The sequence below is a fragment of the Micromonospora sp. CNZ322 genome, assembly GCF_007827755.1.
Genome location: NZ_VITD01000011.1, coordinates 146,157 through 166,906 on the forward strand (window position 1 = coordinate 146,157; position 20,750 = coordinate 166,906).

The 20,750-nt window shown below is 71.0% G+C and carries 15 protein-coding genes and 1 pseudogene; 11 read left to right on the forward strand and 5 right to left on the reverse strand.

The window, feature by feature from the left end:
• Positions 1 to 183 precede the first annotated feature (183 nt).
• On the forward strand, positions 184 to 4,608 hold the full coding sequence (locus FB453_RS24255; RefSeq protein WP_145793774.1) for a S8 family serine peptidase: 4,425 nt from the start codon (positions 184 to 186) through the stop codon (positions 4,606 to 4,608).
• Between the two features lie 73 nt (positions 4,609 to 4,681).
• Here FB453_RS24255 and FB453_RS24260 read toward each other — a convergent pair whose 3' ends face one another.
• Complete coding sequence (locus tag FB453_RS24260) at positions 4,682 to 5,188, reverse strand: winged helix-turn-helix domain-containing protein (RefSeq protein WP_145793777.1); 507 nt, start codon at positions 5,186 to 5,188, stop codon at positions 4,682 to 4,684.
• Between the two features lie 269 nt (positions 5,189 to 5,457).
• Between FB453_RS24260 and FB453_RS24265 the strand changes: the two genes are divergently transcribed.
• From FB453_RS24265 to FB453_RS24280, 4 genes are read left to right on the forward strand one after another with little or no spacing between them, the layout of a single operon-like run.
• Positions 5,458 to 6,435 (forward strand): phosphatase PAP2 family protein, encoded by a 978-nt coding sequence (locus FB453_RS24265; RefSeq protein ID WP_186718492.1) that lies wholly within the window; start codon positions 5,458 to 5,460, stop codon positions 6,433 to 6,435.
• Between the two features lie 16 nt (positions 6,436 to 6,451).
• On the forward strand, positions 6,452 to 7,144 hold the full coding sequence (locus FB453_RS24270) for a response regulator transcription factor (RefSeq protein WP_145793782.1): 693 nt from the start codon (positions 6,452 to 6,454) through the stop codon (positions 7,142 to 7,144).
• The gene (locus FB453_RS24275; RefSeq protein WP_145793784.1) at positions 7,141 to 8,601 is read left to right on the forward strand and encodes a sensor histidine kinase; all 1,461 of its coding nucleotides are present in this window, start codon (positions 7,141 to 7,143) and stop codon (positions 8,599 to 8,601) included. Before FB453_RS24270 ends, FB453_RS24275 begins: the two co-directional genes overlap by 4 nt.
• Positions 8,598 to 9,101, forward strand: coding sequence for a hypothetical protein (locus tag FB453_RS24280; protein ID WP_486480413.1), 504 nt, complete (start codon positions 8,598 to 8,600; stop codon positions 9,099 to 9,101). The genes FB453_RS24275 and FB453_RS24280 overlap by 4 nt, the downstream gene beginning before the upstream one ends.
• A 19-nt stretch (positions 9,102 to 9,120) precedes the next feature.
• Here FB453_RS24280 and FB453_RS24285 read toward each other — a convergent pair whose 3' ends face one another.
• Genes FB453_RS24285 through FB453_RS24295 form a run of 3 tightly spaced genes read right to left on the reverse strand, consistent with a single transcriptional unit; the run spans position 9,121 to position 12,439 of the window.
• Positions 9,121 to 10,146: a D-alanine--D-alanine ligase family protein gene (locus FB453_RS24285; RefSeq protein WP_112698097.1), complete on the reverse strand. Its 1,026-nt coding sequence runs from the start codon at positions 10,144 to 10,146 to the stop codon at positions 9,121 to 9,123.
• Positions 10,143 to 11,285 (reverse strand): alanine racemase, encoded by a 1,143-nt coding sequence (alr, locus tag FB453_RS24290; protein ID WP_145793787.1) that lies wholly within the window; start codon positions 11,283 to 11,285, stop codon positions 10,143 to 10,145. Before alr ends, FB453_RS24285 begins: the two co-directional genes overlap by 4 nt.
• The gene (locus FB453_RS24295; protein ID WP_145793789.1) at positions 11,282 to 12,439 is read right to left on the reverse strand and encodes an acyltransferase family protein; all 1,158 of its coding nucleotides are present in this window, start codon (positions 12,437 to 12,439) and stop codon (positions 11,282 to 11,284) included. Before FB453_RS24295 ends, alr begins: the two co-directional genes overlap by 4 nt.
• 149 nt (positions 12,440 to 12,588) lie before the next feature.
• Here FB453_RS24295 and FB453_RS24300 point away from each other — a divergent pair, with 149 nt between their 5' ends.
• From FB453_RS24300 to FB453_RS35055, 3 genes and pseudogenes are all read left to right on the forward strand, one after another.
• A complete protein-coding gene (locus FB453_RS24300) occupies positions 12,589 to 13,461 on the forward strand; it encodes an LLM class F420-dependent oxidoreductase (protein WP_145793792.1) in 873 nt (290 codons plus the stop codon).
• A gap of 184 nt (positions 13,462 to 13,645) precedes the next feature.
• Positions 13,646 to 15,214, forward strand: a pseudogene (locus FB453_RS24305) (serine/threonine-protein kinase); the annotation flags it as partial.
• Between the two features lie 102 nt (positions 15,215 to 15,316).
• Positions 15,317 to 15,688 carry an RICIN domain-containing protein gene (locus FB453_RS35055; protein WP_486480422.1) on the forward strand — a complete coding sequence of 124 codons (372 nt, stop codon included), beginning with the start codon at positions 15,317 to 15,319 and terminating at the stop codon, positions 15,686 to 15,688.
• A 63-nt stretch (positions 15,689 to 15,751) separates the two neighbouring features.
• On the opposite strand, the gene FB453_RS24310 is transcribed toward FB453_RS35055, so the two are convergent.
• Positions 15,752 to 18,013 carry a catalase gene (locus tag FB453_RS24310; RefSeq protein ID WP_145793794.1) on the reverse strand — a complete coding sequence of 754 codons (2,262 nt, stop codon included), beginning with the start codon at positions 18,011 to 18,013 and terminating at the stop codon, positions 15,752 to 15,754.
• Between the two features lie 184 nt (positions 18,014 to 18,197).
• On the opposite strand from FB453_RS24310, the gene FB453_RS24315 reads away from it, so the two are divergent.
• From FB453_RS24315 to FB453_RS24325, 3 genes are all read left to right on the forward strand, one after another.
• Positions 18,198 to 19,097 carry a poly(ethylene terephthalate) hydrolase family protein gene (locus FB453_RS24315; protein ID WP_145793796.1) on the forward strand — a complete coding sequence of 300 codons (900 nt, stop codon included), beginning with the start codon at positions 18,198 to 18,200 and terminating at the stop codon, positions 19,095 to 19,097.
• Positions 19,098 to 19,234: 137 nt separating this feature from the next.
• Complete coding sequence (locus FB453_RS24320) at positions 19,235 to 20,020, forward strand: ABC transporter ATP-binding protein (protein WP_112589455.1); 786 nt, start codon at positions 19,235 to 19,237, stop codon at positions 20,018 to 20,020.
• On the forward strand, positions 20,017 to 20,739 hold the full coding sequence (locus FB453_RS24325; protein ID WP_030490741.1) for an ABC transporter ATP-binding protein: 723 nt from the start codon (positions 20,017 to 20,019) through the stop codon (positions 20,737 to 20,739). The genes FB453_RS24320 and FB453_RS24325 overlap by 4 nt, the downstream gene beginning before the upstream one ends.
• Positions 20,740 to 20,750: the final 11 nt, after the last annotated feature.

The window sequence follows — 20,750 nt, forward strand, 5'->3', positions numbered from 1 at the left end:
ATTGGCAAGCGTGCCGCCAGCCAGGGCAACTCTTAGCGACAAGTTGCTCACGGCAAGTTCTTGATCGTCCGTTCTTCTCGATCATAGTGTCCACTCGGGCAACCGGCGTGACCCGCGCGGTGCATGGGGGAGGTCCACCATGGCCCATTTACACCCTGGGTCGTTCTGAGGGAGGCAGCACCGATGTTCAGACGTCCACAATGGCGGCGCGCGGCCAGATCACTGGTGAGCGCCGGCGCGGCGACGATCCTCGCCGCGACATGCTTGGCCACGATCAGCTCGGGCGCGCAGGCCGCGCCGGGCGGTGCGATGGGGGCGGGTGCCCAGACCGGGGACAAGATCCGACCGGAGCTCGCCAAGCAGCTCCAGGCCAAGAGTGAAGGGGACTTCTGGATCCGGTTCAAGGACCGGGCGGACCTGAGCAAGGCCAGCGCCATCAAGGACTGGTCGAAGCGTGGTACGGCGGTGGCGGACGCGCTGCGCAAGACCGCCGCCGCGAGCCAGGGCAAGATCCGGGCCGACCTCGACAGCTCGGGCACCAAATACCAGACCTTCTGGGCCACCAACGCCATCAAGGTGAACAGCGGCTCGCTGGCGATGGCCCAGAAGTTCGCCGGGCACTCGGAGGTCGAGGGCCTCTACGCGCCGGTCGCGTACAAGGTGCCGGAGACGACCAAGGGCACCGACGAGAAGACCGTGAACGCCCTGGAGTGGGGCATCGCCAACATCAACGCCGACGACGTCTGGTCCCAGTACGGCGTCAAGGGCGAGGGCATCACCGTCGCGAACATCGACACCGGGGTGCAGTTCAACCACCCGGCGCTGGTGAACTCCTACCGGGGCAACAACGGCGACGGGACGTTCGACCACAACTACAACTGGTTCAACGCCGCCAACGCCACCGGGGCCTGCGCCACCGCCCCCTGCGACGGCGACGGCCACGGCACGCACACGATGGGCACCATGGCCGGCTCCGACGGCGTGAACCAGATCGGTGTCGCCCCCGGGGTGAAGTGGATCGCGGCGAACGGCTGCTGCCCCAGTGACGCCGCTCTGGTCGAATCCGGTCAGTGGATGCTCGAACCGCTGGACCTCAACGGTCAGAACGCGGACGCGAGCAAGCGCCCCAACATCATCAACAACTCGTGGGGCACCCGGGACCCGTCCAACGAGCCGTTCATGGAGGACGTGACGAACGCCTGGGCCGCGTCCGGGATCTTCGGCGCCTGGTCCAACGGCAACAGCGGACCGGCCTGCCAGACCAGTGGCTCGCCGGGCAGTCTCGTCAGCAACTACTCGACCGGCGCGTACGACAGCAACAACAACGTCGCCGGCTTCTCTGCCCGCGGCGCCGGCCAGAACGGCGAGATCAAGCCCAACATCTCCGCGCCGGGCGTGAACATCCGGTCGAGCATCCCGGGCAGCGCCTACGGCAGCATCAGCGGCACCTCGATGGCCGCACCGCACCTCGCGGGCGCGATCGCGCTGCTGTACTCGGCAGCACCGTCGCTGGTCGGCGACGTCAATGCCACCCGCGCGCTGCTCAACGGCGCGGCGATCGACAAGGCCGATGACCAGTGTGGTGGCACCGCCGCCGACAACAACATCTACGGCGAAGGCCGACTGGACGCCCTCGCGTTGCTCAACGCCGCCCCGACCGGCGACATCGGCACGCTGGCCGGCACTGTCACCGACGCGACCTCCGGCGCCCCGATCGCCGGCGCGACACTGACGCTCACCGGCGCGTCCGAGCGTGAGCTGACCACCGGTGCCGACGGCAAGTTCTCCACCCAACTCCCCGCCGGCGACTACCAGGTCGCCGTCGCGGCGTTCGGGTACGCCAGCACCAGCAAGACGGCGACGGTCACCAAGGGCGCCACCACGACGCTCGACGTCGCCCTCACGGCGGTGCCGAGTGTCAACGTCACCGGAGCGGTCACCGACGGCTCCGGCCACGGCTGGCCGTTGTACGCGAAGGTGACAGTGACGGGTGTGTCCGGTGTCTACGACTACACCACCCCGTCGAACGGCCGCTACAGCATCAAGCTGCCGGCCGGGCAGACGTACACCCTGAAGTACGAGCCGCAGTACCCGGGCTACCAGACCGTCACCAAGGAGGTCGTTGTCGGCTCGGGCAACGCCACCGCCAACGTCGCCGTGCCGGTGGACAGCACCGTCTGCACCACCGCGCCCGGATACACGACCGGCTCCGACGGTGAGTACGAGACCTTCGACGCAACGACCACGCCGGCCGGCTGGACCGTCGTGGACAACGCGGGCAGCGGTCAGGTCTGGAAGTTCACCGACGACGGCGACCGGGGCAACCTGACCGGCGGCAGCGGCAACTTCGCGATGATCGACAGCGACAACTACGGTGCCGGCACCAGCCAGGACACCTCCCTGGTCAGCCCGGTGGTCGACCTGACCAGCGTCACGGCCCCGGTCATCCGGTTCAACCAGGACTTCAACCAGCTCAACGACGACACCGCTGACGTGGACCTCAGCATCGACGGCGGTGCCACCTGGACCAATGTGCTCCGGCAGGAGACCGACGTCCGGGGACCGAAGCTGACCGAGATTCCGATCCCGCAGGCGGCCGGTAAGACGCAGGTGCAGGTTCGGTTCCACTACTACGACGCCTCGTACGAGTGGTGGTGGGAGGTCGACAACGTCCTGATCGGCAGCCAGGTCACCTGCGTGCCGGTCGACGGCGGTCTGGTCGTCGGCAACGTCCGCGACAAGAACGACGACAGCTACGTCAACGGCGCGACCGTCACCAGCAAGGACCGGCCCGCCGAGAAGGCCGTCACCGTGGCGACCCCGGACGACCCGGGGCTGGCCGACGGCTTCTACTGGATCTACTCGTCGCTGACCGGCGAGCACCCGTTCACGGCGACCGCCGGCAACTACGTCAGCCAGACCAAGCCTGTCGACGTCGAGGCCGACTGGGCGACCACCGCGAACTTCCAGCTCGCGGCCGGCCGACTGGCGGTGACGCCGACGCAGCTGAGCGCGACGCTCCAGATGCCCAACGGCAAGACCAGCAAGTCGTTCACGGTGACCAACACCGGCGGCGCGCCGGTCGAGGTCAAGTTCGGTGAGCGGGACAACGGGTTCGAACTCCTGCGGGCGGACGGCTCCAAGGTCACCCGGCAGCAGGTGCTCGGGTCCAGCGGCGCGCCGGAGCAGCGGCTCACCGTAGCGACGTCGTTCGCCGCCAAGGCGTCCGGGAAGGAGGCCAAGGCCGCTGCGACGGCGGCCGGCCCGCAGGCGGCGCCGTGGACCGACATCGCCAACTACCCGTCCACGATCATGGACAACCGGGTGGTGAACCTGGACGGCAAGGTGTATTCGCTCGGTGGCGGCGACGGTGAGGCCTCCACCACCAAGAACTACGCCTACGACCCGGCCGCGCAGACCTGGACGGCGATCGCCGACCTCCCCGGCGCGCGCAACGCAGTGACCGCGGGCGTGGTGAACGGCAAGATCATTGTCACTGGCGGCTGGGCCGACGCCGGGCCGGACTCCGCCACCTGGTCGTACGACCCGGGGGCCAACACCTGGACCGAGCTGGCCGACAACCCGGCACCGCGGGCCGCGGCCGGTCAGGCCGTCGTCGACGGCAAGCTGTACGCGGTCGGTGGCTGCACCACGGCCGCCTGTCTGCCGATGTCGAACAGCGTCGTCCGGTACGACCCCACCGGTGACAAGTGGGAGACGATGGCCAACTACCCGAAGTCGGTGGCCTTCGCCTCCTGCGGCGGGATCGACGGCGTCCTCTACTGCACCGGCGGCAACGACGGATCCGCCGCGCAGAAGTCCAGCTACGCCTTCGACCCGGGGGCCAACACCTGGACCGCCATCGCCGACGCGCCGGCCGACAACTGGGCCAGCTCGTACGCCGTCGCCAGCGGCAAGCTCCTCGTCGTCGGCGGCTCGCAGGGTGGGGCCATCAGCAACGCCGGCTTCGCCTACGACCCGGCCGCCGGTTCCTGGTCCAACCTGCCCAACTCCAACACCGCGCGGTACCGCGGCGGCGCGGCGTGTGGCTTCTACAAGATCGGCGGCTCGTCCGGCAGCTTCAACGCGGCTCCGGACAGCGAGGTGCTCCCGGGCTTCGAGGGATGCTCCGAGTCGGCGGCCGACGTCAGCTGGATGACCATCGACAAGTCGGCTGTCACCCTCGCACCGGGTGCGAAGGTCACCGTCACCGTCGGTCTGACGGCGAACGTGGACCAGCCGGGCACCTACTCCGGCGCGGTCGCGATCTCCGAGAACACCCCGTACTCGGTGGCACCGGTCGCGGTGACCATGACCGCGAACCCCCCGAAGACCTGGGGCAAGCTCATGGGTACGGTCACCGGCACCAGCTGCCAGGGTGCGACCTCGCCGCTCACCGGCGCGGTCGTGCAGGTCGACTCGTGGGCGGCGTCGTACACCTTCGCCACCGACGCCGAGGGCAAGTACGCCTACTGGGTGGACCGCCGCAACAACCCGCTCACGATGATCGTGGCCAAGGACGGCTGGAAGCCGCAGACCCGTCAGACCCGGATCGACACCGCCACTCCGACGGTGGAGAACTTCGGGTTGGCACCCATCAAGTGCTGATGCCTGAGCACTAGCCGAATAAATCCGGCCCGCCTGGTCCCCGACCAGGCGGGCCGGACCGCGCCCTGGATGATCAGACGGGAGCGAGCCGGAAGCCGACGCCGCGTACCGAGTGGATCGTCGCCGTGGCGTTGAGACTGGCGAGCTTGCCGCGCACCCGGCGGACCACCGAGTGCATGTCGGAGCCCCGGCCGAGGTGCCGGTTGCCCCAGACCTCGAGGTGCAGGCGCTCGTAGGTCCAGACCTGCCCGGGCGCGTGCACCAGGCAGAGCAGGACGTCGTGCTCCAGCCGGGTCAGGTCGATCTCCTGGTCGCGCCAGCGCAGCACCCGGCGGTCGGAGTCGACGGCCAGATCCGGTGGCGGTGGCTGTGGGCTCGGCGCCACCTCGGCGAGCGCCACAGTGGTCGGAGGAGCCGGGGCGGCAGGCGCCTCGACCACCCCGAGGAACTCTCGTGCCTGGTCGACGGTCGAGACGATCAGGAAGGCGTCACTGCCACCGAGCAGCCGGGCCAGATGTCGCCGCTCGGCCGGCGAAGATGCGATGCCGATGACCAGGCTGGCCACTGGAATTCCCTGCATTTGCCAACACCTTCCGGTTCCCCAACTCACTCCGGATGGATTTTTCGCACCGCCGACCGAAACATCGATCGGCGTCCTGACCCTAGTGGTGACTGATCTCGGCTGGGTAAAACCTGGTCGCATGTAAGCACGTGAATCCCGCCGCGCCGTCCAGGTCCACCCGGCCCACCGCCGACGATCCGCTTTTCCCCAAGCGGCGGGGGTGGTTGTGACAGAACCAAGACAATCCGAGGACGGGGTACGGACCTGCCGGGGCGAGCATGGTCGCCATGTCCATCGGATCGTTGTACTCCCTCGGGCGGTCGACGCCCGGTCCGGCGCGACCGCTGCCGCACGCCCGCGTCGCGGTGCCGCTGGGGCTCCGACTGCTCGCGGCGGCGCTGTCCGGTCTGGTTGCCCTGACCCTCACCGCCGCCGTCTTCGTGCGGACGTACCCCGGGCAGTGGCTGGACGGGGTGCTCCTGCCGCGCGCCGAGCGGGGCGGCGGGTACGAGCAGCAGACCGTGCTGGTGGGCCCGGCCAAGACCGTGCTGGCCACCTTCGGCAGCCCGAGCCTCATCGCGGCCCTGCTCGGTGTGGTGCTGCTGGTGGGTGTGCTCCGCCGGCGGCTGGTGGCGGGGGTCGTCGGTGTGGGCATTGTCGTCTGCGCGGTGCTGCTGGCCGGCGCGGTGAAATCGGAGCTGCCCCGCCCGGATCTGCAGATCCTGAGCTCCACTACCCACAACAGCTTCCCCAGCGGCCATGTCGCGGCGGCGACCGCCCTGCTGCTGGCGTTCATGCTGGTCCTGCCCGGGTGGGCACGGCGCTGGCTGGCGGCGCCGGGCGCGGTAGGTGTCTCGGTGATCGCCTCCGCCACGATGATCGCGGGCTGGCACCGGTTCAGCGACGTGCTCGGTGGCGTACTGCTGGGGGTGACAGTGTTCTGCCTGGCCGCGGCAGCGTTGGCGGCCCGGTCCGGCGACCGCGACCCGACCGGCGGTTCGGGCGGCGGCAGCCTCTGGCGCCGGCTGGCCGAGGCGGGGGTTGGGCTGGTGGTGCTGGTCTGGGCGCTGCTGGTGGTCGTGCCCGGTCTGGCCGCGTCGGTGCAGCGCGGCTTGTTGATCGCCATCGTGGCCGCTGCCGCGTCGACGATGTTCCTGGTGGGCGCTGTGGTGTTCCTGGTGCGTTCGGCGGATTTCGCGGTTCCGCTCTCCCCGCGGAACCCCGCGCAGCCACTGCCGACGACCGAAACCCGAAAGATCTCATGATGGGATACTTGACGACATGTCCCAGGTGCTGTTGATCGAGGACCACCAGACGGTGCGCGACGGACTGCAGTTGGCGCTCACCCGACAGGGCCACACCGTGCATGCCGTGGGCACCGGTGAGCAGGGGTTGGAGCGGCTGCGCACGACCCCGTCCGATGTCGTGGTCCTCGATCTCATGCTGCCCGGGATGGACGGGTTCGAGGTCTGCCGCCGGATCCGGCAGCTCGGCGACCTGCCGATCATCATGCTCACCGCCCGCAACGACGACATGGACGTGGTCGCGGGCCTGGAGGCCGGCGCCGACGACTACGTGGTCAAGCCCGTGCAGGCCCGGGTGCTGGAGGCCCGCATCCGCGCGGTGCTGCGCCGGACCGGTGGCGACTCGCGGCGCGGCGGCGACCGGGCCGGCCTGGAGCAGCACGGCGCGTTGACCATCGACCGGGCCGCGCTGGTGGTCAGCAAGGACGGAACGCCGGTCAGCCTCGCCCCGACGGAGCTGCGGCTGCTGCTCGAACTCTCGCACACGCCGGGCCAGGTGCTCAGCCGCCAGCAGCTACTGGAGGCGGTGTGGGAGCACGGCTATCTCGGCGACTCGCGACTCGTGGACGCGTGCGTCCAGCGGGTACGCGCCAAGATCGAGGCCGATTCGTCGACACCGGTCTACATCCAGACCGTGCGTGGTTTCGGATACCGGTTCGGGCCGCTGTGACACTGTGGCGTCGGGTCGGCGCGTGGGTCTCGGGTCTACGGGTCCGGCTCGTCCTGGCGTTCGCGCTGCTGGGCGTCACCACGACGGTGGCGGTGGCCAGTGGCAGCTACTTCCAGGCTCGGAACGTCATCCTGCAGCAGGCGCAGGACGCCGCGGTGATGTCGCTGACCGACCAGCTCACCAAGGTCTACCCGATCGCCCAGCTTCCGCCGACCCAGGACGACCTCGAACTGTTGGCCCAGCGCCTCAGCGACCGGGAGAGCTTCGCGGTGGTCGTCTACCGGGACATGCGGGCACAGGGCGGCTCCGAAATCACCGACCCGCTCACCCCGGAGCTGCGGCAGGAGGTCCGTGACGGTCGCATCGCCTGGCAGCGGGTCTCACTCGCCGGACAGCCCGCGCTGCTCATCGGTACCCAGTTGGCACTGGACCGCCCGGACGGCACGTCCCGCCCGTCCGGGGTGGAGGTCTACTCGGTGCGCAATCTCGTGCCCGAGCAGCAGAGCATCGACCAGCTCGCCACCAGGGCGTGGCTGACCGGCGGGTTGTCCCTGGTCCTCGCCGTCCTGCTGGCCCTGCTGTCCGCCCGCGGAGTCCTGCGACCCGTCCGCGACCTCAGCCGGGCTGCGCGCCGCCTCGGTGAGGGCGACCTGAGCACCCGGTTGACGGTCCGCGGCGCCGACGAGCTGGCGGATGTGGCACGGACCTTCAACGACACCGCGGGCACGTTGGAGCGGCAGGTCGGCGAGCTGCGGCGGTTGGAATCCGACGCCCGCCGCTTCGTGGCCGACGTCTCGCACGAACTCCGGACACCGCTGGCCGCGATGACGGCGGTCACCGACGTGCTCGACGAGGAGGCGGAACACCTGCCCGGGGACGCGGGCCGGGCCGCCCGGCTGGTCAGCCAGGAGACGCAGAACCTCACCCAACTGGTCAACGACCTCATCGAGATCAGCAGGTTCGACTCCGGCACCGCGCGGCTCGCCCTGGACGACGTGGACGTGGCCGCGGCGGTGACCGCGACCCTGCGGATCCGCGGCTGGCTGGACCGGGTACGAACGGAGTTGCCACCCGGCGTCGTGGCCCGACTCGACCCCCGCCGACTGGACGTCATCGTCGCCAACCTGGTCGGCAACGCCTTCCGCCACGGTGCCGAGCCGGTGTCGGTGCGACTCGACGCCGACCCGGAGTGGGTCACCATCGAGGTGGCCGACCGAGGGCCCGGACTGAACCCGGAGGTGTTGCCACACGTCTTCGACCGCCTCTACAAGGCCGACACCGCGCGAACCCGCTCCGAGGGCAGCGGCCTCGGTCTCGCCATCTCCTGGGAGAACGCGCGCCTGCACCGCCACGGCGAGCGACGGGGGAGTCTCGTCGCGGGCAACGGCACCCACGGCGGCGCGGTGTTCACCCTCCGACTGCCCCGCGAAACGGCGGACACCGGAGGTGCCCGGTGACCGGCCGACGGACGGACCGCGCGCTGCTCGCCGGCGGACTGCTTCTGACGCTGCTCGCGGCGGGCTGTGGGGTACGCCCCAGCGCGGTCATCACCGGTCGCCCGCCGATCAGCGGCCCCGCCCAGGGCACCTGGGTCTATCTTCTCGCGCAGGGCGAACTGGTGCTGGTCCTCCGCCCGGTCACCACGGACCCGTCGCCCGCCGCCGCGCTCTCGCTGCTCGCGGCCGGTCCGCAGGAGAACGAACGCGCCCAGGGTTTCACCAGCGACGTTCCGGCCGGGCTCGACCCGGTCACGGTGACGGCGCTAGCCGGTCGGTCCGGTGACCTCACGGTGCGGGCGAACATCCCCGCGCAGGCGTTGTCAGCTCACGCAGCCGACCAGATCATCTGCACGACGGTCGCCGCCGCGGCGCAGGTCAGCGCGGCGAACACCGCCACCACCGTCACCATCGTCGGGTCGGACGGCGCCCGAGGGCCTCGGGCGTGCCCACTCAGGTGACCGGGCACGCACACCCGACTCACACCAGGTGGTCGACCGCTCGGGCCGGCCGGGGCAACCCGCTGTGGTGGCCGTGGTCCTGGTCGGCAAGCGCGCCGGCGATCAGGATGTCGATCAGGGCGGCGAAGCCAATGCCGGCCTGCTGCCAGATCTGCGGGAACTGGGACGCGGCGGTGAAGCCGGGGAACGTGTTGACCTCGTTCACGATGGGCTCGGGCGACCCCTCGGTGGGCAGGAAGAAGTCGACCCGCAGCAGCCCACGGCAGTCGAGGGCCTGGAAGGCGCGAATCGCACGGTCCTGAAGCACCTCGGTGGTCGCCGCGTCGAGCGGGGCGGGAATCTGGAAGATCGCCCCGCCGTCGTACTTCGCGTCGTAGTCGAAGAAGCCGGCGCCGGTCACCCGGATCTCCAGCGGCGGGCCGGCCTGCACCCGGCCGTCCGGGTGCTGGAGGACGGCCACGTCGATCTCGCGTCCCCGCGCTCCCTGCTCGACGAGCACCTTCGGGTCGACCTGGCGGGCCTGCTCCAGCGCGGCGGGAACTCCCGCCCAGTCGTCCACCCTGACGACGCCCAGGCTCGACCCGGCCCGGGCCGGCTTGACAAAGACCGGCAGTTCCAGCCGACGCTGGTCCTCGGGCGACAGGGCCTCGCCGGGACGCAGGGTCACCCCCGGGCTGACCCGCAGGCCCTCCGCCGCGAGAAGCCGCTTGGTGACCCCCTTGTCCATGCCGGCGGCGCTGGCGAAGACGCCGTTGCCGACGTACGGCACGCCGAGCCATTCCAGCAGCGACGACACGGTGCCGTCCTCGCCGTACGGGCCGTGCAGGGCCGGGAACACCACGTCCTGGGCGCGCAGGACGCGCAAGGCCGCAGGCAGGGGCGTCGGTCGGCCGCCGACGTGCCACCCGCCGTCGCGGTCGATGAGCACCTCGGTGACCTGGTACCGCTCACGGTCCAGGTGGGCGAGGATGCTCGCCGCCGAGCGGCAGGACACCTCGTGCTCGCCGCTCTGCCCGCCGTACAGCACTGCCAGTCGGGTTGTCATGAGTTCCGTGCCCTTCCGTGGAGGTGCTCGCGGGCCACCCGGGCCCCGATGCCGGTCAAGATCTCGTGTGGGTTGGTGTCGGCCCAGCGGGCCCACTCGACGACCGTCGGAGGGCGCTGGTCACCCTCGGCCGGGCCGAACACCACGACCGGGTCGCCGATCGTCACGGGAAGATCCCCGGCGTCGACCACGCACTGGTCCATGGCGATGCGCCCGACGATCGGGCACCGCCGGCCGGCGAGCCACACCGAGGCACGGCCACCCGCGGCCCGGGGCAGCCCGTCGGCGTAGCCGAGCGGCAGCAGCGCCAGCGTGGTCGGTGTGCCGGTCACGTGCTCGGGCCCGTAGGAGACGCCAGTGCCGGCCGGCACCCGCTTGACGTTGACCACGCTCGTCCGCAGGGTCATCGCGGGGTGCAGCCCGAACTCGCCCGGACCGCTCACGCCGAACGGGTCCACGCCGTAGAGGGCGATCCCGATCCGGCAGAGGTCGAAGCGGGTCCGTGGTGCGGAGAGCGCGGCCGCCGAGTTGGCCAGGTGGACGAGATCGGGGTCCAGGCCAGCCGACCGTGCGGTCCGCAGCGCCTCCTCGAAGATCGCCACCTGACGGGTGAGCGCGGGGGCGCCCGGCAGGTCGGCGTCGGCGAGATGGGACCACACCCCGCGCACCCGGATCCCGCCCTCTCGTTCGTACTTGCGGGCCCAACCGACCAACTCGGGCCAGTCGTCTGCGGCGGCCCCGTTGCGGGACAACCCGGTGTCCGCCTTGAGCTGCACCATTGCCGGTGCGCCGAGCAGACGGGCCGCGTCGGCGACGGCGTGCAGGTGCGTCGTCGTGGACACGCCGATGTCGACGCCACCCTTGATCAACATACCGAAGTCGTCATTCGGGCCGTGCAGCCAGCTCAAGGTGGGCGCTGTCACACCCGCGTCGCGCAGGGTCAGCGCCTCGGCCGAGGAGGTCACTCCCAGCCAGGAGGCGCCGGCGCGCAGCGCGGCCCGGGCCACCTGCACCGCGCCGTGGCCGAACCCGTCGGCCTTCACCACGGCCATCAGTCCGGTGCCGGTCACCGACGCGATAGTTCGCACGTTGCTGGCGATCGCGTCCAGGTCGATCAGGGCTTCGGCGAGGGCGCTCATCCGGTCGCCTCCACCCGGCGCGTGCCGGGCAGCGCGAACAGCCAGCCCGCGCGAACCGCCAGCAGCCCGCGGTGAACGGCCAGGCTCAGACCGATCACCAGCCCGCTCAGCAGAATCGGATAACCGAGCACGATCAAGCCCTGAGCGGACCCACCCAGCCCGGAAATCGGTACCAGCAACAGCCGGTGCAGCAGGGCCAGGACCGGCATGTGAATGACGTAGATCGGCAGGGTGATGCGGCCGAGCCTAGCCAGTGGTCTGCTGAGCGCCGACCACCGCGACAGCCGGGCAGCGGCGGTTATGCCGAAGATCACTGCCACCACGGAGACCGCCGGCCACACCCCGAACCACTGCTGGGCGCCGGTCACGGCCATCGCGGCGAGCGCCAGGACGTAGCCACCCGAGGTCAGCAACAGCCGGCGGCGGCTTGCGGTGGCGGCCCACAGCTGGATCTGCGGCCGCAGGTACAGGCCGGCGAGGAAGAAGACCAGGTTCTGGTAGAGGCCGGCGCGGTTGCCCGGGGTGTCGAGCAGGCCGGCGGCGGCGACGGCGGACAGCGCGGTGGCGGGGACCAGGACCAGAGCCCGGGGCACCCGGCGGGTCAACTTGGCGATCGTGAAGTACAGCGCCAGGGCGTACAGGTACCAGAGGTTGGACGGCGTGATGGTGAGCTGCTCCAGCAGGCCGAGCGCCGAGGTGGCCCGGTCGGTCGGCAGTCCCGGCGCGGCGGCGAGGACCACCGTGTGGATCAGCAGCCAGACGGCGTACAGGTAGAGGAACCCGGCGATCCGGCTGCGGGCGACCACCCGCCACGGGCGCTGGGCGGCGTTCGCCGCGAAGACGCCCGAGATGGTGAAGAACAGCGGCATCCGCAGCGGGAGGAACTGCTCACCCAGGGCTCCCCAGAAGCCCGGCACCGGTACGCCGATGTGCCAGTCGATCTGGAGGTAGTCCTTCACGACGACGTGCCACAGGACGACGAGGATGATGCAGACGCCCTTCGCGGCATCGGCCCACTCCGCCCGGTGCGATCCGGCGGCGGGCGCGGGTGCGGAGGCAGGGGCAGGGCCGCTCCGTTGCCGGTGGCGGAACCGGACGCGCGTCGCGTCGGGCGCCAGCTCGGCGGGCCGGGATTCGGTCAGCTGTCGGATCACTCACCGAAAGCTGCCAGCCGGATATCCGCACGTGATCCACGAATTGTCATGAGTTGGTAATGGACGCCGCCGGACCCGATCCGTGGGCGGTTCCGAGCCGCCCCCGGCGGACGCCGGGCGGCACTAGGCTCGTTGCGGAGGTGCCGAACATGAAGCTCGGGCTGCACTACTGGAACTACTCGACCCCGGCCGACCCCGTCGCGATCGCACCGACCCTGGCGCAGACGGCGACAGTCGCCGAGCAGGCCGGCGTCGCGTCGTTCACGGTGATGGACCACTTCTTCCAGATGGACGCGGTGTTCGCGGCCGAGGAGCCGATGCTGGAGGCGTACACCACGCTCGGCTACGTCGCGGCCATGACCCAGCGGATGACGCTGGGCGTGCTGGTCACCGGCGTGATGTACCGCTACCCGGGGTTGCTCGCCAAGACCGTGACGACCCTCGACGTGCTCTCCGGCGGCCGGGCCCGCCTCGGCATCGGCGCCTCCTGGTACGAGCGGGAGCAGCTCGGGTTGGGCGTGCCGGTCGTCCCGGTGGCCGAGCGGTTCGAGCGGTTGGAGGAGACGCTGCGCATCTGCCTTCAGATGTGGAGTGCCGACGACGGCCCGTTCAACGGGCAGCACTACCAGCTCGCCGAGACCATCAACTCGCCGCAGCCGTTGAGCCGCCCGCACCCGCCGATCATGATCGGTGGCGGGGGTGAGAAGAAGACCCTGTTATTGGTGGCCCGGTACGCCGACGCCTGCAACCTGTTCGGCCGTGGCGGCATCGACGACGTCGCGCGCAAGCTGGATGTGCTGCGCGGGCACTGCGCCGCCGAGGGCCGCGACTACGACAGCATCGAGAAGACGGTGGTCGCCTCGCAGGCGCCGCTGGACGACACCGACGCGTTTCTCGCCGAGGTGGCCGAGTACGCCGCGCTCGGAGTGAGCGAGGTGCAGGTGACACCGGATCGGCACCCGGTCGAGTTCGCGCAGCGGCTCGGCGACGAGGTGCTGCCCCGGTTGGCCGACATCGCCTGATTCCGCCACGAGGGGTGCGGGCGGCCATTGTGAACGACTGGCCAATTCCTGGGGGATCAATGGTGCGCCCGCGCCGGCTTCGGCTCCACGAACGACGTTGCCGGCGGGGATGAGCCGGATCACATACGGTGGTTCGCTTCGACTGCCGGAAATTGTTCGACGACGTGCCAGGTAGCCTCTCCGGGTGTCGCAGATGTTACCGCTTCTTGTTACCGATCGGTATGACGTCGTCGAGCTCATCGGCCAGGGCGGAATGGGTCGAGTGTGGAAAGCCCGCGACCGAATGCTGCAACGGGACGTTGCCATCAAGGAAATCGTTCCACCCCCCGGCCTGACCATTGAGGCGCGACAGGAATTGCGGGTCCGGTCACTTCGGGAGGCTCGGGCAATTGCGCAACTCGACCACGTCAACGTCGTCCGGGTCTTCGATGTGCTGTTGAGCGCCGACGGCGACCCGCAGATCGTGATGGAGTACGTGCCGTCCCGTTCGCTGCACGACACCATCACCACCGACGGTCCCGTCCCGCCGGTGCGGGCGGCCGAGATCGGGCTGGCCGTGCTCGGCGCGCTGCGCGCAGCCCACCGCGCTGGGATCATGCACCGCGACGTCAAACCGGCCAACATCCTCGTCGGCGCGGACGACCGGATCGTGCTCACCGACTTCGGCCTGGCCACCGCCGTCGAGGACGTGAACCTGACCCTCAGCGGTGTGGTGCTCGGCTCGCCCGCGTACGTGTCTCCCGAGCGGGCCATGCGGGGCACGGTGGGTCCGGAGGGGGATTTCTGGTCGCTCGGCGCGACCCTGTACGCCGCCGTGGAGGGCCAGTCGCCGTACGCCCGGCCGTCGAGTCTGATGAGCCTCACCGCGCTGGTCACCGAGCCCCCACCCGCGGCGCGACGGGCGGGACCGCTCGCACCGGTGCTGGCCGGTCTGCTGCGCAAGGACCCGGCCGAGCGGGTGGACGCCGACGCGGCCGAGCAGTTGCTCCGGGCGGCGCTGGACGGCACACCGCGGCCGCCCATCGCGGTGACGTGGCGTCCGGCGCCCGCACCAGCGGCGGTCACGGCCCATCCGGTCGGCGCGCCCGGCGTACCACGGTCGTCGGCCCCGGTGGCGGCGGATCGTGCCGGTCGGGGACCGGCCCGCCGACGGCGGACCTGGGTCCTCGGTGGTCTCGCGGCAGTGGTCGCGCTCGGCCTGGCGGTCGCGGTTCCGCTGGCCACCCGCCGTGCGTCACGGCCGGCCGGGGGAGGAGCCGAGCTGGTGGGCGCCGCCGTGCCGGGTACGCCGTCGACGCCCGGTGCCGCACCGACGACCGCTGCGCTCCAGCCAATCTCGTGGTCGGTCTACCGGGACAGCAGCGGCTTCTCGATGCCGGCGCCGCGCGACTGGCAGATCGTCCGACGCGGGCAGCGGGTCGAACTCCACGAGCCGGGCGGCGAACGGATGCTGGTCGTCAGCCAGACCGACTCGCCGCGCAGCGACCCGTTGGCCGAACTGGGCGGACCGGCCGTCAGCGAGCGGTACCGCGACTACCGCCGGATCGAGCTGATCGCCGTCAACTACCAGCTCAAGGCTGCCGACCTGGAGTGGGTCTACACGAGCGAGGTGGGTACCGCGATGCGCGGGCGCCAGCGCACCTTCACGACGGGTGAGCGCCTGGGCTACAGCATCGCCTGGTTGACACCCGAGTCCGCCTGGGCGGTGGCCGGGGCGGACGCGTTCCGGGAGGTCACCGCGGGCTTCCGGCCGGCGTCGACGGCGGGCGGGGCCACCCCGTCCGCCACGCCGGACCGTCGAGTGTCACCGACTCCGAGCGTGCCCCCGGCGCGGTCGGGCAACCGGCTCGTCGGGGTGGCGAGCAAGCGGTGCCTGGACGTCGCCGCGCCGGACTCACCCGACCCGGTCCGGCTCGGGATCTGGGACTGTCGGGACGACCGCGCCTCCCACCAGCTCTGGTCGATGCGGTCGGACAGGAGCGTGCAGTTGGGTGGGCGTTGCCTGGACGTGCTCGGCGCGTCCAGCGACACCGGGGCGGCGATCCAGCTCACCACCTGCAACACGACCCCGGCGCAACAGTTCACCCTGAACGAGGCCCGGCAACTCGTCAACGCACACAGCGGACTGTGCCTGGGCACTGTCGGCCAGAGCACCGCGAACGGCGCGATGATCGAGCAGCGTAGCTGTAGCGCCGACACGAGCCATCTGGAGTGGACCCGGCGGTAGCCCGGATATCGACGAGGGCCGTCCTCCCGGTGGTGCGGAGGACGGCCCTCGTCGGTGGTTGGATCAGGCGACGGCGGCGGGGAACCGTTCCCAGACCCGGTGCGCGGCCATCAACTGCTGCACCGCTGTCAGCGCCTCGGCGCCCGAGCCCGCCGCCACGACGCCCGGGGTGCCGGCGACGCCGGCCTGCTCCAGCACTGTGACGCCGGCACCCCAGGCACCGATCGCCTTGGCGTGCCGCCAGGACTCCTCGACGAGCAGCAGCACGCGGGGGTCCACGGTGGCCGGGGCCGGTGTGCCCGCCTTGGCGTCGCGGGCGGGCAGGGCATCCGGTGCGGGCGCCGGCGCTCCGGCCAGCAGGACCGCGTCGAACTCGACCGACCGGCCGGTGGCGAAGGTGCGCTGCACCGGCAGGTCGCCCACCATGCCGCCGTGGGGGGCGATCAGCAGCGGCACCATGCCGGCGCTGAACACGGCGCGACGGACCTCGTCGACGCCGTCCAGGTCGCCGTCGGGGTCGACGACGATCCCGACCATCCGGCCGTCGCTCGGCCACTCCCGACCGACCTGCGACAGCGCCGGGCTGGGCGTGACGTCGGGGAGCGGCACGGTCGGCTGGGGTGCGGGCAGGCCCAGGCCGGTGGCGACCTGCTCGCACAGCACCGGGTCGATGTTGGCGAGGCTCTGCAGCTGACGCTCCTTGATCGTCTGGTGGTAGCACTTGCCCAGCTCGAAGGTGTACGCCCGGATGATGTGTTCCTTCTCGACCGGCGACATGCTCAGCCAGAACAGGCGGACCTGGCTGTAGTGGTCGTCGAACGAGGCCGGATTCGCGCGTACCTTCGGCGCCTGCGCGACAGTGACCGGCACGTCGACGAAGGCGTGCTCGGCGTCCCCGGCGGGGAACGGGTTGCCGCCGTCGAGCGAGTTCGGTCGGTACGGCGCGACGCCGGCGTGCACGGCGTGCTGGTGGAAGCCGTCGCGCAGCATGTCGTTCACGGCCGCGTGCGGGCGATTGATCGGGATCTGCGTGAAGTTCGGCCCGCCCAGCCGGGTGAGCTGCGTGTCGACGTACGAGAAGAGCCGGCCCTGCAACAGCGGGTCGTTGGTGACGTCGATGCCCGGGGGCAGGTGACCGAGGTGGAAGGCGACCTGTTCGGTCTCGGCGAAGAAGTTCGTCGGCGTCCGGTTGAGCACCAGCCGCCCGATGGGCTGCACCTCGGCCAGCTCCTCCGGCACGATCTTCGTGGGGTCAAGCAGGTCGATGCCGGCGAAGGTCTCCTCGGGAGTGTCCGGGAAGACCTGGATGCCCAGCTCCCACTCGGGGTACGCGCCGGCCTCGATGGCGTCGTAGAGGTCGCGGCGGTGGAAGTCCGGGTCGATGCCGCCGATCAGCTGCGCCTCCTCCCAGGTCAGCGAGTGCACGCCCAGCTTCGGCTTCCAGTGGAACTTGGCCAGCACCGTCTCCCCGGCCTCGTTGACGAGGCGGAAGGTGTGCACGCCGAAGCCCTCCATCGTCCGGTACGAACGCGGAATGCCCCGGTCGGACATGTTCCAGATGGTGTGGTGCTGCGCCTCGGTGTGCAGCGACACGAAGTCCCAGAAGGTGTCGTGGGCGCTCTGCGCCTGCGGGATCTCCCGGTCGGGGTGCGGCTTGCCGGCGTGGATGATGTCCGGGAACTTGATCGCGTCCTGGATGAAGAAGACCGGGATGTTGTTGCCGACCAGGTCGAAGGTGCCCTCGTCGGTGTAGAACTTCGTGGCGAAGCCACGGGTGTCGCGGACCGTGTCGGCCGAACCCCGCGAACCGAGCACCGTGGAGAACCGGACGAAGACGTCGGTCTCGCGTCCCTTCTTGAGGAAGCCGGCCCTGGTGACCGCCTCGGCGGTGCCGTACGCGGTGAACACACCGTGGGCGCCGGCGCCCCGGGCGTGCACCACGCGCTCCGGAATGCGTTCGTGGTCGAAGTGCGTGATCTTCTCGCGTAGGTGGTGGTCCTGGAGGAGCACCGGGCCGCGCGGGCCGGCCTTGAGCGAGTGGTCGGTGTCGCGCAGCCGCGCCCCGTTCGCGGTCGTGAGGTAGGCCCCCTGCTGGCCGTTCGCGATCGTCGGCGCGCCGGTCTCCGCGCCGGTCGGCGTGCGCGTCTGCGGTGCCCCCTGTTCCGACTTCGGCGGCAGCGGGTCGTGCGGCGTCGTCGGCTCCTCAAGCGGCGGTGGCGCGCTCCCCGGCGCACCGGGGACGTCCGGGGTGAGGGCGTCGGCGATCTTGCCTGAGGCGGTCTTCACGACGTTCTTGACCGCCTCGGCGGGGTTGCTGGAATCCACTGAATGAACCTCTCCATGGCGCTTGTGCGGGCCGGCGCCTGCCCTGCTACCCCAGGTCAGAGGGTCGAAACACGACTGATCCCGGCATCCTGCGCCGGGACTGGTGATTTCGCCGATGCCGGGATCGGCGGAGCAGCCAAAACTGACACACGTCGATATCCCTCGACTTTAGGGAGTGCCCGACGTGTCCTCACCAACCACCACCCGTCCCCGTTCCGTCGCAGCCCGTGCCACCCGGCTCGCGCTGGCCGCCGTCCTGGCCGCCGGCGGCGTCCTGGCCGGATCGTCCGGCGCCGCCCAGGCCGCCGGCCCGTACGAGCGGGGCCCCGCCCCGACCACGGCGATCCTGGAGGCCAGCCGCGGCCCGTTCGCGACGTCCTCGCAGAGCGTGTCCTCGCTGAGCGTCACCGGCTTCGGCGGCGGCGTCATCTACTACCCGACCAGCACCAGCGAGGGCACCTTCGGCGCCATCGCCATCTCGCCCGGTTACACCGCCGCCTGGTCCAGCATCAGCTGGCTCGGACCGCGCATCGCCTCGCACGGTTTCGTGGTGATCGGCATCGAGACCAACAGTCGGCTGGACCAGCCGGCCAGCCGGGGCCGGCAGTTGCTCGCGGCGCTGGACTACCTGACCCAGCGCAGCTCGGTGCGCACCCGGATCGACAGCAGTCGACTCGCGGTGGCCGGTCACTCCATGGGTGGCGGGGGCAGCCTCGAGGCGGCCTCGTCGCGGCCGTCGTTGCAGGCCGCGGTGCCGCTGGCACCGTGGAACACGGACAAGAGCTGGTCTGAGCTGCGGGTGCCCACGCTGATCGTCGGTGGCGAGAGCGACTCCGTCGCGCCGGTCTCGTCGCACTCGGTGCCGTTCTACAACAGCATCCCGGCCTCCGCCGAGAAGGCGTACCTGGAGCTGAACGGGGCGAGCCACTTCTTCCCGCAGACCACGAACACGCCGACCGCCCGGCAGATGGTGGCCTGGTTGAAGCGGTTCGTCGACGACGACACCCGCTACGAGCAGTTCCTCTGCCCCGGCCCGAGCGGCTCGCAGATCCAGGAGTACCGCAACACCTGTCCCAGCGCCTGACGGCGGTCACGGGGCGGTCGCCGCTGGCGGCCGCCCCGTCCACGTGCGTAAAGGGGGCATTGAAGGTCTTGACGCCAAACCCGAGAAACGTACACTGCGAGTGTAAATAAACACCCGCCACGACAGAGGGATGGGTGATGGAGCGCGGCCTCGAACTGCACCACATCGGCGTCCGTTTCGGCGGCCTCACCGCCCTCGACGACGTGTCCCTGCGGGTGCCACCCAACCGGGTGGTGGGCGTCATCGGGCCCAACGGCGCCGGCAAGACCACGCTGTTCAACGTGATCTGCGGCTTCGTCGCACCGGAGACGGGTTCACTCACCCTCGACGGCCGGCCGCTGCGGCCACGGCCGCACCGGCTGACCCGGCTCGGCATCGCCCGGACCCTGCAGGGCACCGGGCTCTTCGCCGGGCTGAGCGTGCTGGAGAACGTGATGACCGGCGCTTCGCACACAGCCCGTGCCGGCTTCGTCCCGGCGCTGCTCGGGCTGCCGGCCAGTGACCGCGACGAGCGCCGGCTCCGCGGGGACGCCCTGGCCATCCTCGACGAGCTGGGCATCGCCGAGCACGCCGAGGCCGCGCCGACCACCCTGCCCTTCGCCGTACGCCAGCGGGTCGCCCTGGCCCGCGCGCTCGCCGCTCGGCCCCGGCTGCTCCTGCTCGACGAGCCGGCCGGTGGCCTCGGGGCGGACGACATCGCCGAGCTGGCGGAGCTGGTCCGGCAACTGCCCCGACGGGACACCGACCCCTGCGCCGTGCTCCTGGTCGAGCACCACATGGACCTGGTGATGGCCGTCTGCGACGAGCTCGTGGTCCTCGACTTCGGCCGGGTCATCGCCGCCGGCACCCCGGACGAGATCCGCGACGACCCCGCTGTCACCGACGCGTACCTCGGTGCCACCGTCGAGGAGGCCTCCCAATGACCGCGACCGACCTGCTCGTCGTGCGGGGGCTGGTCGCCGGCTACGGTGCCGCGCCCGTGTTGCGGGCAATCGACCTCACCGTTCCGGCCGGCACCATCGCCGCGGTCGTCGGCGCCAACGGTGCCGGCAAGACCACTCTCCTGCGCGCGCTCTCCGGCATGATCCGCCCGGCCGCCGGCCAGGTCCTGCTGGCCGGGGAGGACCTTCGCGGTACGCCGGTGGAGCAGCTCGTTCGACGCGGCATGGCGCACGTCCCGGAGGGCCGGGGCGTGATCAGCGAGCTGACCGTCGACGAGAACCTGCGGCTGGGCGGGCTGTGGCGACGCGACCGGGCCGACGCCGGGCGGGCCCTCGACGAGGTCTACCAGCTCTTCGAGCCGCTGGCCCGACGCCGTCGGCACCTCGGTCACCAGCTCTCCGGCGGCGAGCGGCAGATGCTCGCGCTCGGTCGGGCCCTGGTCGGCCGACCCCGTCTGCTGCTGCTGGACGAGCCGTCGCTCGGCCTGGCGCCACGGGTGGTCGCCCGGACCATGGCCCTGCTCCGCCAACTGCGCGACCGCACCGGGCTGACCGTCCTGCTGGTCGAGCAGAACGTGCGCAGCGCGCTGGCCGTCGCCGACCAGGGCGTCGTGATGTCCCTCGGTCGGGTGGTGATCGCCGCCCCGGCGGTGCAGCTACGCGACGACGTCGACCTGCGCCACGCGTACCTCGGTTTCTGACCACCACCTCG

What these genes read in the sequence shown, in the direction of transcription:
- FB453_RS24320 (WP_112589455.1), top strand. Translation starts at nt 19,235, where the DNA reads ATGGAGCGCGGCCTCGAACTGCACCACATCGGCGTCCGTTTCGGCGGC.
- FB453_RS24285 (WP_112698097.1), bottom strand. Translation starts at nt 10,146, where the DNA reads ATGACAACCCGACTGGCAGTGCTGTACGGCGGGCAGAGCGGCGAGCAC.
- FB453_RS24265 (WP_186718492.1), top strand. Translation starts at nt 5,458, where the DNA reads ATGTCCATCGGATCGTTGTACTCCCTCGGGCGGTCGACGCCCGGTCCG.
- alr (WP_145793787.1), bottom strand. Translation starts at nt 11,285, where the DNA reads ATGAGCGCCCTCGCCGAAGCCCTGATCGACCTGGACGCGATCGCCAGC.
- FB453_RS24270 (WP_145793782.1), top strand. Translation starts at nt 6,452, where the DNA reads ATGTCCCAGGTGCTGTTGATCGAGGACCACCAGACGGTGCGCGACGGA.
- FB453_RS24325 (WP_030490741.1), top strand. Translation starts at nt 20,017, where the DNA reads ATGACCGCGACCGACCTGCTCGTCGTGCGGGGGCTGGTCGCCGGCTAC.
- FB453_RS24300 (WP_145793792.1), top strand. Translation starts at nt 12,589, where the DNA reads ATGAAGCTCGGGCTGCACTACTGGAACTACTCGACCCCGGCCGACCCC.
- FB453_RS24260 (WP_145793777.1), bottom strand. Translation starts at nt 5,188, where the DNA reads ATGCAGGGAATTCCAGTGGCCAGCCTGGTCATCGGCATCGCATCTTCG.
- FB453_RS24255 (WP_145793774.1), top strand. Translation starts at nt 184, where the DNA reads ATGTTCAGACGTCCACAATGGCGGCGCGCGGCCAGATCACTGGTGAGC.